General features: G+C 51.5%; 13 protein-coding genes. 12 read left to right on the top strand and 1 reads right to left on the bottom strand.

The genetic code is table 11. The features are described 5' to 3' along the window. Positions 1-15 precede the first annotated feature (15 nt). On the top strand, positions 16-264 hold the full coding sequence (gene hybG, locus FDX24_RS01400; RefSeq protein ID WP_048213216.1) for a hydrogenase maturation factor HybG: 249 nt from the start codon (positions 16-18) through the stop codon (positions 262-264). An 86-nt stretch (positions 265-350) separates the two neighbouring features. On the opposite strand, the gene yghU is transcribed toward hybG, so the two are convergent. Further along, the gene (yghU, locus tag FDX24_RS01395) at positions 351-1,226 is read right to left on the bottom strand and encodes a glutathione-dependent disulfide-bond oxidoreductase (RefSeq protein ID WP_137363719.1); all 876 of its coding nucleotides are present in this window, start codon (positions 1,224-1,226) and stop codon (positions 351-353) included. Between the two features lie 217 nt (positions 1,227-1,443). Between yghU and FDX24_RS01390 the strand changes: the two genes are divergently transcribed. The 11 genes from FDX24_RS01390 to FDX24_RS01335 all read left to right on the top strand — a co-directional run. Next, positions 1,444-3,732, top strand: coding sequence for an FdhF/YdeP family oxidoreductase (locus FDX24_RS01390; protein WP_137363718.1), 2,289 nt, complete (start codon positions 1,444-1,446; stop codon positions 3,730-3,732). Positions 3,733-3,885: 153 nt separating this feature from the next. Further along, on the top strand, positions 3,886-5,748 hold the full coding sequence (gss, locus tag FDX24_RS01385; protein WP_137363717.1) for a bifunctional glutathionylspermidine amidase/synthase: 1,863 nt from the start codon (positions 3,886-3,888) through the stop codon (positions 5,746-5,748). A gap of 469 nt (positions 5,749-6,217) precedes the next feature. Further along, complete coding sequence (gene tssB, locus FDX24_RS01380; protein WP_137363716.1) at positions 6,218-6,715, top strand: type VI secretion system contractile sheath small subunit; 498 nt, start codon at positions 6,218-6,220, stop codon at positions 6,713-6,715. A 65-nt stretch (positions 6,716-6,780) separates the two neighbouring features. After that, positions 6,781-8,310 (top strand): type VI secretion system contractile sheath large subunit, encoded by a 1,530-nt coding sequence (tssC, locus tag FDX24_RS01375; protein WP_061068586.1) that lies wholly within the window; start codon positions 6,781-6,783, stop codon positions 8,308-8,310. A 23-nt stretch (positions 8,311-8,333) separates the two neighbouring features. Beyond that, positions 8,334-9,671, top strand: a complete 1,338-nt coding sequence (gene tssK / locus FDX24_RS01370) for a type VI secretion system baseplate subunit TssK (RefSeq protein WP_137363715.1) — start codon at positions 8,334-8,336, stop codon at positions 9,669-9,671. Positions 9,672-9,676: 5 nt separating this feature from the next. Continuing rightward, the gene (tssL, locus tag FDX24_RS01365) at positions 9,677-10,318 is read left to right on the top strand and encodes a type VI secretion system protein TssL, short form (protein ID WP_048213209.1); all 642 of its coding nucleotides are present in this window, start codon (positions 9,677-9,679) and stop codon (positions 10,316-10,318) included. A 3-nt stretch (positions 10,319-10,321) separates the two neighbouring features. Continuing rightward, positions 10,322-11,986: an OmpA family protein gene (locus FDX24_RS01360; RefSeq protein ID WP_137363714.1), complete on the top strand. Its 1,665-nt coding sequence runs from the start codon at positions 10,322-10,324 to the stop codon at positions 11,984-11,986. A 16-nt stretch (positions 11,987-12,002) separates the two neighbouring features. Next, positions 12,003-12,494, top strand: coding sequence for a type VI secretion system tube protein TssD (gene tssD, locus FDX24_RS01355; protein WP_003024437.1), 492 nt, complete (start codon positions 12,003-12,005; stop codon positions 12,492-12,494). 163 nt (positions 12,495-12,657) lie between these two features. Further along, complete coding sequence (gene tssH, locus FDX24_RS01350) at positions 12,658-15,282, top strand: type VI secretion system ATPase TssH (RefSeq protein ID WP_137363713.1); 2,625 nt, start codon at positions 12,658-12,660, stop codon at positions 15,280-15,282. A gap of 76 nt (positions 15,283-15,358) precedes the next feature. Further along, on the top strand, positions 15,359-16,006 hold the full coding sequence (locus tag FDX24_RS01345) for a hypothetical protein (RefSeq protein WP_137363712.1): 648 nt from the start codon (positions 15,359-15,361) through the stop codon (positions 16,004-16,006). A 295-nt stretch (positions 16,007-16,301) separates the two neighbouring features. Next, the coding region (locus tag FDX24_RS01335; protein WP_137363711.1) for a type VI secretion system Vgr family protein at positions 16,302-17,327 on the top strand (1,026 nt) is incomplete at its 3' end.

Genomic DNA, 17,327 nt, shown 5'->3' with positions numbered 1-17,327 from the left:
GGGGCGGAGTCAGATATGTGTATTGGAGTCCCTGGTCAGGTTCTGGCCGTTGGTGAAGATATTCACCAGCTTGCGCAGGTTGAAGTGTGCGGCATCAAGCGTGATGTCAATATTGCCCTGATATGTGAAGGCGAGCCTGCCGAACTGGTCGGGCAATGGGTGCTGGTGCACGTAGGGTTCGCCATGAGCATCATTGATGAAGATGAAGCTAAATTCACATTGGATGCACTTCGCCGCATGGAGTATGACGTCACCAGCGCTTGATTTTATGCCGGATGGCGGCGCAAACGCCTTATCCGGCCTACGCCAGGGCATCTTTGTAGGCCTGATAAGACGCCCCGGCGTCGCCATCAGGCATTTTCGCCCTGACGCTTATCTTCGGTATGGGTATCGAAGTCGCTGGCATCATGGCGTTCATGAAGCTGCTCATTCAGCGGTCCGTTAGTGCGGTTTACAATACGGCCCCGCTTAACTGCCGGACGCGCCGCAATCTCCTTTGCCCAGCGCTGCACGTGCTTGTAGCTTCCAGCATCAAGGAACTCTGCCGCATCATAGACGTTCCCCAATACCACGTTGCCAAACCACGGCCAGACCGCCATATCGGCAATGGTGTATTCATCTCCGGCGACAAACTGATGCTGTGCTAACTGTTTATCCAACACGTCGAGTAAGCGTTTGGCTTCCATGGTGAAGCGGTTGATCGCGTACTCAATCTTCACTGGCGCATAGTTGTAGAAGTGGCCAAAGCCACCGCCAAGGAACGGGGCAGCACCCTGTAGCCAGAATAACCAGTTCAGCGTTTCAGTACGTTTTGCCAAATCCTGCGGCAAGAAATAACCATATTTTTCCGCCAGATAGAGCAGGATTGCGCCAGATTCGAATACGCGAACCGGTGGGTTTTGCGAGTGATCGCGTAGCGCCGGGATCTTCGAGTTCGGATTCACCTCCACAAAGCCGCTGGAAAACTGATCGCCATCGCCGATGCGGATGATCCAGGCATCGTATTCCGCGCCCTTCACGCCCTGCGCCAGCAGCTCCTCCAGCATAATTGTCACTTTCTGCCCGTTTGGCGTACCCAACGAATAGAGCTGCAGCGGATGCTTGCCTACTGGCAGCGTTTTCTCGTGTGTAGCGCCGGAAACAGGGCGATTGATATTGGCGAATGCGCCGCCGTTCGATTTTTCCCACGTCCAGACTTTCGCGGGCTGATAGGTATTGTCTGACATAGTGACCTGCCTTCTGAGTGGTTGTTTGATGCAGTGTAGCAGCCAGGTAGAACTCAATTTAACAGATTGGGACTTTATGCCGTTTTGTGCTGAAAGGGGAAGATAAATCTAACCCGTTCATTGTACCTGGCCCGTACTCCATGAAGAGGAAATCATTGTTACACGGAAATTGCTACCGTATTCACCATCAAAAATTGGCGGTGAATAAGCAGTAATAATGAAAAAGGGTGTTCCAGGAGTAAGCGGTTATCAGGGCCCGGCGGGTGGGTGGGGCGCGGTAAAAGCCGTCACGGCTTCGCTGTTTTCGCAAAAGGCTGTCGCCCGCGACATTATCGCGATGTTTAAAATGAACCAGGTGAAAGGGTTCGACTGTCCGGGCTGTGCATGGCCGGACCCTGGCCATCGGGCACCGATGGAGCTGTGCGAAAATGGCGTTAAGGCGGTTTCCTGGGAGACAACCAACAAGAAAGCGTCACCAGAATTTTTCAGCCGTCACCCGGTTTCCACACTCTGGCATTACAGCGATTATGAGCTGGAAAACATCGGTCGTTTAACGCAGCCGATGAAATACGATGCCGCGTCAGATACCTGGCAGGCGGTGGATTGGGATATCGCCTTCCAGGAAATCGGCGAGCGTCTGCGCAGTTATGATTCAGCCCAGCAGGTTGAGTTTTACACCTCCGGCAGAACGTCAAATGAGGCAGCGTTCCTGTATCAGCTGTTTGCCCGCGAATATGGCAGCAGCAACTTCCCTGATTGCTCAAACATGTGCCACGGACCGACCAGCGCAGGGTTAACGCCGGCCATTGGCCTTGGAAAAGGAACCGTTGAACTTGAGGACTTTGACCACTGCGATCTGGTGATTTGTATCGGGCATAACCCTGGCACTAACCATCCGCGCATGCTGACCACCTTACGCGACGTTGCCAAACGCGGGGCTAAAATTATCTCCATTAATCCGCTGAACGAAAGGGGGCTTGAGCGCTTTAGCTTCCCGCAAAGTCCGAAAGAGATGTTCACCGGTCAGGCGACGGCGCTGAGCCACGACTACTACCAGGTAAAAATGGGCGGTGACGCCTCGCTGCTCAAAGGCATCATGAAGGCGCTGATCGAAATGGATGAGGCACGGATCTTACTGGATCAACAACCGACGCTCGATCATACGTTTATCGATGATCACACTGCCGGATATGCCGCGTTGTATGATGACTTACGCCAGCGTAGCTGGGCGGAACTGGAACAGGACTCAGGCCTGACGCGCAGTCAGATGGAAGATCTGGCGCACAGCTACAGTAAATCCCGCGCTACGATTGTTTGTTACGGCCTGGGCATCACCCAGCATAAAAACGGCACTGAGAACGTCCAGCAACTGGTAAACCTGCTGCTGCTGAAAGGCAATATAGGTAAGCCTGGGGCGGGGATCTGCCCGTTGCGCGGTCACTCTAACGTGCAGGGCGATCGTTCTGTGGGGATCAACGAAGCGGCGTCCGAAGATTTCCTGCAACGCCTTGAGACGTATTTTTCTATCCGTGTTCCGCGCAAACATGGTCGTTCCAGCGTGGAGAGTATTCGGGCCATCGAGAGGGGCGATGCAAAAGCGCTCATCTGCATGGGTGGCAATCTGGCGGTGGCGATGCCACAGCCGCAGCGTACTTTTGCGGCGATGAAAAATCTGGATCTGCAGGTCCATGTGGCGACCAAACTGAACAGATCGCACCTGCTGCTGGCAAAACATAACTATCTGCTCCCCGCGTTGGGTAGAACCGAGCGCGATCTGCAAGCTACGGGCATTCAGTCTGTGACCGTCGAAGACTCAATGTCGATGGTCCACGCGTCCTGTGGCGCGCTGAAGCCGGCTTCCCGCTGGCTAAAATCCGAGCCCGCGATTGTGGCGGGCATGGCGCGCGCAACGCTGCCGCTTTCGCCGATCAACTGGGAAGCGTTAACCGGGGACTACGCTCTGATCCGTGACGCCATTGAAGCCGTGATCCCCGCATTCCACAACTACAACGCACGTATTGCCGAGCCGGGCGGGTTTCGTATGGATACCCCTGCATCGCGCCGTGAATGGCGAACGGTAAATGGCAAAGCCAACTTTATCGTCAGCCATCAGCGGGCGGTAGAGCGGGAAAATCAGCCTGCTGATGCGCTGGTTCTGGCGACGCTACGTAGCCACGATCAGTACAACACCACGATTTATGGTATGAACGATCGCTATCGCGGCATTACCGGTCGTCGGGATGTGGTGTTTTTAAGCGCCGAAGAAGCGATGAGCCGCGGTCTGAGCCAGGGTGATGTGGTCAACGTTCAGGCGCTGGACGACAACGGTCAGTCCTGCGCGGATCGCATCATGTACGGTTTAACGGTGGTGATTTACAACATGGCGGCGGGCTCAATTGGCGCGTATCTACCTGAAGCCAATGTCCTGCTGTCGCTGGACGCGGTGGACACACAAAGTTTGACTCCGGCGTATAAAAGCGTGCCGGTAATCCTTACCCAGGTGTAGTTCCTGTTGTGAATTTTTCGCCTCTGAGCGCCAGTCGCTGCGTTGAGGTGTATGATGATGTCGACCTCTGTCCGGTTAGTGTCGCAGAGCAGGCAATCAGAGCGAAAAATTCACGCCAACCTGCTCAGGCTGTATTGTTTTGAGGTAAGGTGCATGAGCAAAGGAACGACCAGTCAGGATGCCCCATTCGGGACATTATTGGGCTACGCCCCAGGTGGCGTAGCAATCTACTCTTCAGATTACAGCTCCCTCGACCCACGGGACTACGACGATGATGCGGCATTTCGCAGCTATATCGACGACGAATACATGGGCCACAAATGGCAGTGCGTAGAGTTTGCACGCCGCTTTCTGTTCCTTAACTATGGCGTGGTCTTCACCGATGTAGGCATGGCCTGGGAGATCTTCTCCTTACGCTTCCTGCGTGAAGTGGTGAATGACAATATCCTGCCGTTACAGGCATTTCCCAATGGTTCACCCCGCGCACCGGTAGCAGGCGCGTTGCTTATCTGGCAAAAAGGTGGCGAATTTAAAGATACCGGCCATGTGGCGGTCGTCACCCAGTTGCTGGAAAACAAAATCCGTATTGCCGAACAGAACGTGCTCCATACGCCGCTGCCTCCCGGACAGCAGTGGACCCGCGAGCTGGAGATGGTGGTTGAAAACGGTTGCTACACCCTGCGGGATACCTTTGACGACACCACCATCCTTGGCTGGATGATCCAGACCGAGGATACTCGTTACAGCCTGCCGCAGCCGGAGATCGCTAATGACTCGCTGAAAATTGGCGGCGCGCGACTGGAAGATTACGGGCAGTTTGACGGTAAATGGCTGGATGAACAGGATCCGCTGCAAAAAGCCTACGTGCTGGCGAATGGGCATGTGATTAATCAGGATCCGCATCAGTACTTCACCATTACCGAGAGTGCCGAGCAGGAGCTGATCAAAGCCACCAACGAGTTACACCTGATGTACCTGCACGCGACCGACAAGGTGCTGAAAGACGACAACCTGCTGGCGCTGTTCGATATCCCGAAAATCCTCTGGCCGCGTCTGCGCCTTTCCTGGCAGCGTCGTCGGCATCATATGATTACGGGTCGTATGGATTTCTGTATGGATGAACGCGGACTGAAGGTGTACGAGTACAACGCCGATTCCGCATCCTGCCATACCGAAGCCGGGTTGATACTCGAAAGATGGGCTGAGCGGGGCTACACAGGGCAGGGACACAACCCGGCTGAAGGGTTGATCAACGAACTGGCGGGGGCCTGGAAGCACAGCCGCGCGCGTCCTTTTGTCCACATCATGCAGGACAAGGATATCGAAGAAAACTACCACGCGCAGTTTATGCAGCAGGCGCTGCGTCAGGCCGGGTTTGACAGCAAAATTCTGCGTGGCCTCGATGAGCTACGCTGGGATGACGCCGGTCAACTGATTGACGGTGACGGTCGCCTGGTGAACTGCGTCTGGAAAACCTGGGCGTGGGAAACCGCGATTGAGCAGGTGCGAGAGGTCAGCGAAACGGAGTACGCCGCGGTGCCAATTCGTACCGGGCATACCAATCAGGAAGTACGTTTAATCGACGTGCTGTTGCGCCCGGAAGTGCTGGTGTTCGAACCTCTGTGGACGGTGATCCCTGGCAACAAAGCGATATTGCCGATCCTCTGGCAGCTTTTCCCGCATCACCGCTATCTGCTTGATACCGATTTCACTGTTAATGAAGAGTTGGCGCAAACCGGTTATGCGGTGAAACCTATTGCAGGACGTTGTGGCAGCAACATCGATCTGGTGAGTCATCAGGAAGAGCTACTGGATAAAACCAGCGGTAAGTTTGCCGAGCAGAAGAACATTTATCAGCAGCTTTGGTGTCTGCCGAAGGTTGCCGGTAAATATATTCAGGTTTGTACGTTCACCGTAGGTGGTAACTACGGCGGGACCTGCCTGCGCGGTGATGAGTCGCTAGTGATTAAAAAAGAGAGTGATATCGAGCCGTTGATTGTGGTGCAGAAAGCGTAATCTTTCTGCGTGCTCAGGAATGAGGTGCGAAAAGCCGAAGTATATCTTCGGCTTTTTTTTATTTATAGTTTAATTGATTTCGATTATGTTTTAATAAATGATGTGGTCTATATATATAATTATAGATATTCCCCTTATTAATACTTGCATAATAAAAATACATTTATTCAGTGAATGTATTTAACATTATTTAATTCCTGTTGTTTGTATTAGATAAAGAGCTTCTTGATCTCTATTTTAAATAAATAATACTGATGTATTATTTGGTTGAACAGTGATATTGATCATGTTTTCTATTAGAGAATATATCGGATTACATCGCCACACTAATTATAATCATTAATTGTCATTAACAGTCATTGTTGACTGCCCACAGAAATGACGTTGTATGAAACTCGTTGAGCGATTGGAAAATGCTCCGTCAGGAAATGCAAAATATCGGCAGGAATCGCCGGTCTGAGAGGGATGTATGGGTGACAGTTTTCAGAATGAAGTGCCGACGGCACGCGTTAATATCAAGTTAGATTTACATACCGGAGGCGTTCAGAAAAAGGTTGAATTGCCGTTAAAACTTTTGACCGTGGGTGATTTCAGTAATGGTAGAGAACAACGAACTCTATCAGAACGCGAAAAGGTTGATATTAATAAGAATAATTTCAACGATGTGTTAGCTAAGTTCTCACCAGTCGTTAATCTGAGTGTTAAAAATACGTTAGCTGGTGATGGTAGAAAAGACGATATTAATCTTACCTTTAAAAATATCCACGATTTTGAACCCGAGCAGGTAGCCAGGAATATCCCACAATTACGCGTTCTGTTAGCTATGCGTAACTTACTTCGTGACCTGAAATCTAACTTACTCGATAACGCTGCTTTTCGTCGCGAGCTGGAAACCATCCTTAAGGATCCAGCCCTGAGTCAGGAACTGCGTGATGAACTGGCAACCATGATGCCAGAAGAGATTTAACGCTATACAGGGTTTCCTCCGCTTAATTGGCAGGAATAGTAAAGGATCATAAAAGGAATATGTTGATGTCTGTTCAGGAACATACCTCTTCAGTCGCGGCCACTACGACCAGTGAACGCAGCGTTTATCAATCCCTCTTTGACAAAATTAATCTTTCCCCGGTTTCGGCATTAAAAAATGTTGATGCGTGGCAGAGTGATGAAGCGCTTTCTGATGCCGCTCCGGCTGAACGCGTGACCGCCGCTATTCAGGTTCTGGTCTCATGTCTGGCGGATGCCGCACAGCCAGTAGAGCGCCTGGATAAAACGCTGCTTGATGAACAAATTGCTCGCCTTGATAAGCAGATTAGCGATCAGGTAAATGAAGTCATGCATCATGCTGAGTTTCAGAAGCAAGAATCGCTCTGGCGCGGTTTACATTCGATGATCACCGGCATCGATTTTCGTCGAAATGTCCGGGTAGAAATGATGGATATCAGCAAGGATGCGTTACGTGATGATTTTGACGACGCGCCGGAACTTATCCAGAGCGGGTTATACCGCCATGTTTATATTGAAGAATATGATCAGCCAGGCGGCGAACCCATTGCGGCAATGATTTCAGCATACGAATTTGATAACAGCCCGCAGGATATTGCACTGCTGCGCAATATTTCTGGCGTCTCGGCAGCCTGTCATATGCCGTTTATTGGTGCCGTGGGGCCGAAATTCTTCCTGAAAGAAAATATGGAAGACGTCGCGGCCATAAAAGATATCAATGATTATTTCGAACGTGCTGAATACATCAAGTGGAAAGCATTTCGTGATAGCGATGATTCACGCTACATCGGGCTGACTATGCCGCGTGTGCTGGGTCGCCTGCCGTACGGCCCTGATACGGTGCCGGTACGCAGTTTTAACTATGTTGAAGAAGTTAAGGGGCCGGATCACGAAAAATATCTGTGGACCAGCGCCTCTTTCTCTTTCGCTGTCAACATGGTGAAAAGTTTTATCAAGAATGGCTGGTGCGTCCAGATCCGTGGGCCGCAGGCGGGCGGCGCAGTTAAAGATTTGCCTATCCATTTGTACGATCTGGGTACGGGTAATCAGGTGAAGATTCCATCTGAGGTGATGATTCCGGAAACCCGCGAGTTTGAATTCGCTAACCTCGGCTTTATTCCGCTTTCATATTATAAGAATCGTGATTACGCCTGCTTCTTCTCTGCTAACTCGGCTCAAAAACCTGCGCAGTTTGATACTCCGGAAGCGACGGCTAACAGCCGGATTAACTCACGTCTGCCGTATATCTTCCTGCTTTCTCGCATCGCTCACTACCTGAAAATCTTGCAGCGGGAAAATATTGGCACGACCAAAGATCGCCGTTTGCTTGAGCTTGAACTTAACAACTGGCTGCGCAGTCTGGTAACCGAAATGACCGATCCTGGCGACGACTTGCAGGCATCACACCCGCTGCGTGATGGGCGTGTCGTGGTGGAGGATATTGAGGATAACCCCGGTTTCTTCCGTGTACGCCTGTATGCCATTCCGCATTTCCAGGTTGAAGGTATGGACGTCAGTCTGTCGTTAGTTTCACAAATGCCGAAGTCGAAATCTTAACGACGCAGCGCACAGGAGGTGCGATGAAGATCTATCGTCCGTTATGGAGCGAGGGGGCCTTTCTGGCTCCCCAACAGTTTCAGCAACAGACACGTTGGGATGCTTATGTCGCTGACGTTGTTGCTCACATGTCACTTTCATCACCGTGGGGCGTCATCAGTGCGGAGTTTGATGAAAGTGCGCTAACGGTTTCCCGTTTGAATCCCGTTAATCTGGTGGTGCGCTTTCCTGACGGTACGTTAGTGGATACAGGTATTTCAGATAACCTGCCTCCGGCGTGTGATTTATCGCATCTTACTGGTTACAGCAGCGTTGATATCGTGCTGGCGTTGCCGCTGCTTTCAGCTAATGGCGGCAATCTTTCATCAGGCAACGGCGTTAGCCGTCCGTGTCGCTGGCAGCAGGAATGGCTACCAGTGCAGGATCTCGCAGGCCAGGAACGGACTGATATGGCGGTATTGCGGCATGCTATTACCCTCCGGTATGCCCATGACGATAACAGCGCTTATCTGACCTGTCCGGTAGCTTGCCTTATTCGTAATGCTCAGGGGCAATGGGAGCTGGGACGCGATTTTTTACCACCCTCGCTTTCACTCTCAGCGAGCCCCTCATTAATCAATTCGCTCGGTGATTTAGTACACCGTATCCAGGCGCGTTGCCGTCGCCTGATGGCCTTGCGCCGTGAAAGTAACGAACGAATGGCGGATTTTGCGGTAGCAGACGTTTCATTGTTTTGGCTGCTAAATGCACTTAATAGCTCGGAGCCTGTTCTGAAAGAAATGCTGCAAAATCCGGGCCGTCACCCCGAGCTTTTGTGGCGTGAATTGGCGCGGTTAGCCGGCAGCCTGCTGACCTTTTCATTAGACAATGATGTCAGTGTTGTACCTCCATACCAGCACGCAAATCCGCAGCAGGTATTCCCGCCACTGTTTGCACTGCTGGTGGAACTACTGGAAGCCAGCCTGCCATCTCGCGTTGTCGCGATTGAACTGACGCAGGAGCGACAGTTCTGGTATGGCGCTCTGTCGGATGCCCGACTGCGTGAAGGCGCTGATTTTTATCTGTCCGTTCGTTCGGCTCTTCCAGCGCATGTCCTCCTGACGCAGTTTCCACAGCTGTGTAAAGCAGGGAGTCGGGCTGATGTGTCGGATGTCGTCAATGTGGCACTTAGCGGCATTCCATTAAAACCGCTGACGCATGTACCCGCAGCCATCCCACTACGACTGGAAAATCAATATTTTGCTCTTGAGATTAATCATCCAACCGCCCAGTCCATGCTGGACGCCAGTAATTGCGCTTTCTATGTGCCGGGAACGTTGGGAGAGATTCAACTTGAGCTATTTGCAGTATTAAGGGATTGAAATAAATGAATAAGGATATTGATCAGGTGTTCTGGCCAACCTGGCTTGCTGTAAGCCAATTACGCGATGGGTCGGAAGTCGACGATGGGGCTGCTTTCTATCGCCGGGCCTGCCAATGGATTGATTCTGCACGTGAGGCCTTACGTGACATGGGATACAGCGAACACAGCGTTGAGCACATGCTCTATACGCAATGTGCATTACTGGATGAAAGCGTGTTGAACCGCAACCGCCAGGATAGCGGTTATATCACCTGGCTTGCGACACCTTTACAGGCTCGCTATTTCAACACCACCAATGCCGGGGAAGAACTTTGGGAGCGCATCCGTACCGTACTGCGCGAGCCCGTTCCTGATACCGCCGTATTAACCTGCTTTTATCGCGCAATCACGCTCGGTTTTGTTGGGCGTTATCGTGAGCAAGGAGACGAGCGTCGTGAAGATGTTCTTGAAGCGCTGACGACTCAGGCAATGCCTTTTAAGTTAAAGCACGATGCGCCAGTCATCATGCGGGCTTCCGGATTCTCTGGCGGTAAGCGCCGCTGGTGGCTGGCATGGCTTGTCGGCGCACTGGCGTTGGGTGCTTTATGGCTCACATTTTCTCATGTCTTACAAGGGCAGATTGCTCAGCTTATCGGGCAGGGTTAAGACATGGCTCAGTTGCGAGGGAGCGTGAACTATGTACTGGCGACCGTGCTGGCTTTATTGCTGGTCTGGGGATTCAGTCCGTTAAGTATGGGTGTTCGCAGTGGTCTTACCGTCTTTATTTTACTGCTTTCCATTCCAGGGATCGTTTATGGCTGGCGTCAATATGGTCGGTTGACGTCTGCTCATTCTGCTCATGACGTTCCGCTCCCTCCAGAGAGTTTCAGTGGACCTGTTGTGCTGGTATGTGGCGATACTGCCCCCTTGTTTGCCGGACGCGGCGATTCCTGCGAGAGTTCACAGGGCTGGTATTTATCTGTTCAATCCCCAGAGCATTACAGTGCTCTGGTTCGTCAGATAGCTGTGCAGCGTCCGGGGCTTCTTATGCGCGTTTCCGTGATGCTGGCATTGATCCCGGAACGGCATAATGATGAAGACGCGCTTAAGCACATACTGCTCAGTTGGCGGCGGGTGGTGACCCAGAGTCGGCGTTGGTTATCAGGTATACCGCCGTTTTGGCTGTGTTGTTGGCTGAATTCTCCTCAGTGCAATGAGACTGTGCGTTGGTTTATTCGCACCCCTCAGGATACTGAAGTGCAGTCGGCTACAGGATTAGATGATTTTGTTCCTTTCTCATCGCAAGAGCACTCGGCTCGCCATTCTCATCTTACACATGCAGTGTGGTTAGATACTTTACTGGGTTGGCTGAAGAAGGTACAAGGCGACGCCGAGCGCCACGCTCCGCCTCTTTTTTCTGCTTTACGGGTTGTGTGTTTCACCTCATTAGCGGCCTGTGAAAATAACCTGTGGCAGCGGCATATCACAGCGCAAACAACACTTTCCCCTGCGACGTCAGCAGTTTCCGAGCTGCTGCCTTTTCCTGATTTAGCACTGCCTTTTTTATCCCGCCGCCGGGCGCTGACAGCATTTCAACGAACGGTGGGTATAAGTGGTCTGCTATGCGGTATTTTTGTCGGACTGGCGATGGCATGCAGCTTTATCAATAACCAGCATCTCATCAGGATTACAAACGATCATCTGACGCTATACCGCCATCTTAGCGGCAATCCTATCGAGCCAAAGATTCAGGCTCAGGATCAACTTCGTCGGGATGCGCAGCGGCTTGATCGCTGGTATCAGCGCGGCGAACCCCTTTCTCTTTCAATGGGATTGTACCAGGGGATGAGATTGATCCCACCTTTGCAGGCCGCAATCAGCGACTGGTTGCCACCTGAAAAACCAAAAGCGACCTCCCCGCAAACCGTGCGTCTTGACAGCATGTCGCTGTTTGATACGGGCAAATGGGCGCTAAAAGCGGGTTCAACAAAAGTACTCATTCGAGCTTTGGTCAATATCAAAGCCAGGCCCGGTTGGCTGATAGTCATCGCCGGGCATACCGATGATGTGGGTGACGATAAATCTAATCAGCAGCTCTCTCTCAAACGTGCGGAATCTGTTCGCGACTGGATGCGTGATACCGGTGACGTCGCAGAGAGTTGCTTTGCCGTTCAGGGTTACGGTGAATCACATCCCTACAAAACCAACGATACGCTGGAGGGTCGGGCTGCCAACCGCCGTGTAGAGATCAGTCTGGTTCCGCAGGTTGATGCCTGTCGGGTGCCGGGCATGAGGGAACCGTCACCGCAAGATGGTGACGCATTAGCGAAGTAAAAATGGAGAAAGAGTTATGGCAATTCCAGTCTACCTTTGGCTGAAAGATGACGGCGGTGCGGATATTAAAGGCTCTGTTGACGTGAAAGACCGTGTGGGCAGTATCGAAGTAGTGGCTCAGGAACATAACCTGTACATCCCTACCGATAACAACACCGGTAAGTTGACCGGGACGCGCATCCATACCCCATTCCTTTTCACTAAGGAAATCGATGCCTCCAGCCCGTATCTGTACAAGGCTGTAACGACCGGTCAGACCCTGCGCCAGGCAGAGTTCAAATGGTATCGCATTAATGATGCGGGTCAGGAAGTGGAATACTTCAACACCACTCTGCACAACGTGAAAGTGGTGAAAGTAAATCCTGTGATGTACGACATCAAGGATCCGGCTAAAGAGAAGCACAACCACCTGGAGCAGATTGAACTGCGCTACGAGAAGATCGTCTGGACGTATAAGGATGGCAACATTATCCATTCTGACGCCTGGAACGAGCGTACCACCGCGTAATGCACTAACGGATGAGGATTTCCTCATCCGTTTTTTTATGCCCTCTGCTGAGCGTCCGGAGTGGGGGGTTAAGCAGAGAGTATCAACGTCACTTATTACCTTATGGGCATTGGATTACGGCCACGGGCGGTAGCGTGCCTGAATACAGGGAGTCAGGAACCAAATGGAACACCAGTCAGCAGTGTTATTACGTCGTCTCAATCCCTACTGTGCTCAGGCGCTTGAAGCGGCTGCATCGTTATGCCAGACGCGCGCGCATGCAGAAATCACGCCTGAACACTGGTTACTGAAGTTGCTTGAGCAGGGGGAGGGCGATATTACCGTCATCGCTCGTCGCTATGAATGGGATATCGACAATCTCTGGCAGTCGCTGCTGGCGCATCTGGATGTTCAGCCTCGTTCCGTGAAAAGCCGCCCACAGTTGTCTGATGCGCTTCTTTCTTTAATGCAACAAGCATGGCTATGCGCCGCAACGGATGAAAATTCTCAAATTCGGGGTGTGCACTTGCTGATGGCGCTGGTAGGCAAGCCGTCATTGCTGAAGTGCGACGGGCTGTGGCCTCTCCTTAGCGCCGGACATACTCAACTGGAACGACTCCTGCCGCTATTAAATGTCCAGTCGGATGAGCGGCCCGAAAGACAGCAGGAGGCCGCTCTGGCGCAGGTTTCTCCTGATGATGAACCGCATCCTGGCCTGGCTCAGTCGATGTTGTCGCCAGCATTACAAGGGGTGCTCGATAAATTTACGCAGGACGTTACCGCAAAAGCGCGTGCCGGCAATATCGACCCGGTATTTGGTCGCGATAATGAAATTCGTCAAATGGTGGATGTGCTGTCCCGTCGGCGAAAAAACAATCCCATTCTGGTTGGGGAACCCGGCGTCGGCAAGACCGCTCTGGTGGAGGGGCTGGCGCTGCGTATTGCGGAAGGTAACGTGCCGGATAGCCTGAAAGCGGTGACACTACGCACGCTGGATCTTGGGCTGCTTCAAGCGGGGGCTGGAGTGAAAGGTGAGTTTGAGCAGCGGTTGAAAAATATCATTGATGCCGTTCAACAATCACCAATACCGATTTTGCTCTTTATCGATGAAGCACACACCATCATTGGGGCCGGTAATCAGGCGGGAGGCGCAGACGCAGCCAACCTGCTAAAACCCGCTCTGGCCAGAGGAGAATTACGAACCATTGCGGCGACCACATGGAGCGAATATAAACAGTATTTTGAGCGTGATGCTGCGCTGGAGCGGCGTTTTCAGATGGTGAAAGTGGATGAGCCGGATGATGACACTGCCTGTTTAATGCTGCGCGGTCTGAAATCACGCTATGCGGAACACCATGGCGTTCACATCACCGACGACGCGGTTAAAACCGCCGTTACGCTCTCTCGCCGCTACCTTGCCGGGCGGCAATTACCCGACAAAGCCGTCGACCTGCTGGACACCGCAGGTGCAAGAGTGCGGATGAGCCTTGATACCGTTCCGGAACCACTGACGCGTTTGAGGTCGGAGATCACCGCGCTTGAAATTGAAAAGCAGGCGTTGCTTGCCGATCTCGCGCTAGGAAATGGTCAGCATGGTGAAAGGCTGGCGAGCATTGAACAGCATGAAAATCGTCTGCTTGTCGAGTTAGATGAACGCGAAACCCAGTACGGTCAGGAATTAGCGCTCACTGAGCAACTGCTGGCCAGCCGCCGTGATATTTCCCGTCAGGCGGAGACGGTTGAATTGCAGCAGCAGCTTAGTGTGCTTCAGCAGGGTCATCCTTTACTGTTTCCGGATGTAGACGCGCGCACTGTCGCAACGGTGATTGCCGACTGGACCGGTATACCGTTGTCTTCACTAATGAAGGACTCCCAGGCAGACTTGCTGACGCTTGAAACTCAGATGGGAAAACGCGTTGTCGGGCAGGATTATGCGCTTAATGCCATCGTGCAACGACTGCGCGCATCAAAAACGGGTCTTACGCCGGAAAACGGCCCGCAGGGTGTGTTTCTGCTTACCGGACCAAGCGGTACCGGGAAAACGGAGACGGCGCTGGCGCTGGCCGAGATTCTGTTTGGCGGTGAAAAATCGCTGATCACCATTAATCTGTCTGAATATCAGGAGCCGCACACCGTGAGCCAGCTCAAGGGCTCGCCTCCGGGATACGTGGGTTATGGTCAGGGAGGGATCCTGACCGAAGCCGTGCGAAAGCGCCCCTATAGCGTGGTACTGCTGGATGAAGTCGAAAAAGCGCATCGCGACGTCATGAACCTGTTTTATCAGGTATTTGACCGTGGCTTCATGCGTGACGGCGAAGGTCGTGAAATTGATTTTCGCAATACCGTTATTTTGATGACCTCCAATCTTGGTGGTGATTCCGTAATGCAGCTGCTGGAAGAACAGCCAGAAGCGACAGAGTCCGATCTGCATGAATTGCTGCGTCCACTTTTACGCGAACATTTCCAGCCGGCGCTGCTGGCACGCTTCCAGACCATCATCTATCACCCGCTCAGTGAACCAGCGCTACGCACAATTGTTCAGATGAAGCTGGAGCAGGTCAGCCAGCGTCTATTACGCCACTACGGCATCACCACGACGATATCCGATAGCCTTTCTGACGCCCTGACAGCCGCTTGCCTGCTACCGGATACGGGGGCGAGGAATATCGACAGTCTGCTGAACCAACAAATCTTGCCAGTGCTCAGTCAGCAGTTGTTAACATATCTTTCCCGGCAGCAAAAACCTCTGCAACTTACTTTAAGTTGGCGTGATGAAGAGGGAATTGAACTGATATTTGATAGCAAGTGAAAAATAAAACCCAGTGAAAAGACTAGCGCTGGGTTTTATTTTGTATCGGGATATGCGTTGCGCTAAAGGACTAAATATGGATGGTGCTAAAGATCTTGCAAAAGATATGCTCGAAGCTATTAATGTTGATGATTCTGGATTTATTGCTGCTTTGGTAAAAGGGCTTATATCATTTCCTGTTAGTATGGGGTATTTGGCCTATGATTTTATGGACACAGAACATCGCAGAGCGAATCAAGATGACAAATACAGGTTTGCCAGACTTATTAATAAGGTGGGATTTAATAAGGATCTGGTAGGTCAGGTTGTTGGAGTTTTTATTGATGATTTTTCTTCTCGACTGGATGTTGCTTTAATGGCAGAAAAAATAGCTGGAAATAGTGTTGGAAGGATGATTTTCTCAGAGCTAACTGGCGTTAAAATTGGGGCTGTTATTTCTAATCGGCTAGTCACGGCATTTTTTTCAGGTGCTGCTATAGGCTCGCTTCTTACGCTGGGAGCGGAAGTATCCAGAGCAATCTATACATCTCGCTATCTGGCTGCAAGGAGTCCAGGTCATTATCAAAAATTGAAGGATATGGGGGACCTGGATCTGCTTTATTTTCTGATAGAAGATCTTGTTTCACCTTTTGAAAAAGCAATTGAATTTCACAATGCAAATTTAGTTTTTTTTAATGAGGTTTGCCAATGTTTTCTGGACGGCTTGGGAAGTTTAGAGAAATAGCCAGATATTTAATGTATTATTTTTCATATCTGGCTGGTAATATCTTATGTATGTTTGGTATTGCCTTTTCTATTTGGTTCTTCTTTATTTCTGACGATGGATTTAGATATTTATGGGGCGCGGGAGGTTTTTTATTGATTGTTTTTGGGTATTTTATGATGAAATTTGGCTGGCCTCACGTACGTAGTAATTGGGATGATTATCTGTGATTTTTATTTAATGGAAAACTGTTTTATTCAGTTTTTATTATGGTTTATAAACGCGTAATTATAGTTTATTAAACGGAGTTAACGCTATGAATATGGAAATAGCATCAGGGCCCACGCTTAACCGCTACAGTTTATCGGTTTCTTCATGCCCGCATGAACTGGATGTGGAACGTTTTGAGGGGCTGGAGCAGTTAAGCGTCCGTTACCATTATTCAGTCCGTTTTACCTGCAGCGCTTCAGAGCTGACTGCCGGTATGTTCCTGAACCAGCCGGCTTTGCTGACCATGAAAGGCGGGGAATTACTGCATGCCCTGCCCGTGAAATTCGTCCACGGCGTGGTGACCCATTTCCGGCGTCTGACGGGGTCTCGCGACCAGGTCAGCCATGAAATCATCATTGAGCCTTATTTCTCCCTGCTGGATAAACAGTTCCGCACGCACCGTTTCTTCATAAACAAATCGGTCCCGGAAGTGGTGAGTGAAATCCTGCAGGAGCACGCCCTGCATGGCTGGGAGTATGAATTCACGCTGACACAGAGTTATCCGAAGCGTGAACAGATAAATCAGTATCAGGAGAGCGACCTGGCGTTTATTGAGCGTCTGCTGGCGGAAGTGGGGATATTTTACTTCTTCACGCTGCAGCCGGACACCCGGACGGAAGTGGTGCATTTTGCAGACCAGCAGAGCGCCTATGAGTTTGATAAACGGCTGGCGCTGAACAGCCCGTCAGGAATGAGCGACAGCGGGGCGGACTCCGTCTGGGGACTGAACATTCTGCACCAGGTGGCACCGGCGGGAGTGACGACAAAAGACTATAACCACCGCGAAGCGCAGAAAGTGCTGCAGTCGGCGAGGGCGGATATCACCGGCGGCGAAGGCGAGGAAATGCGCTATGGCGAGGTGTATCACTACAAACCGCGCCATCTTGAAACCGGGGATGCATTCGATCCGGCGGCGGAAACCGGGAACTTCTGGGCGCGACTGGACCACGAGCGTTTTCTGGCGGAGCAGACGCTGATAACGGGTTTCAGCACGGATGCGGGGTTACGTCCGGGACAGGTGTTGACGATAACCGACAACAGCGTGCCGTCGACGCTGCCGGGCGTGCTGCAG

This window comes from Citrobacter sp. wls716 (assembly GCF_005280975.1).
In the GTDB taxonomy this organism is placed as follows: domain Bacteria; phylum Pseudomonadota; class Gammaproteobacteria; order Enterobacterales; family Enterobacteriaceae; genus Citrobacter; species Citrobacter youngae.
The sequence above is the reverse complement of the archived record's forward strand: the minus strand, read 5'-3'. Positions and strand labels throughout refer to the sequence as shown.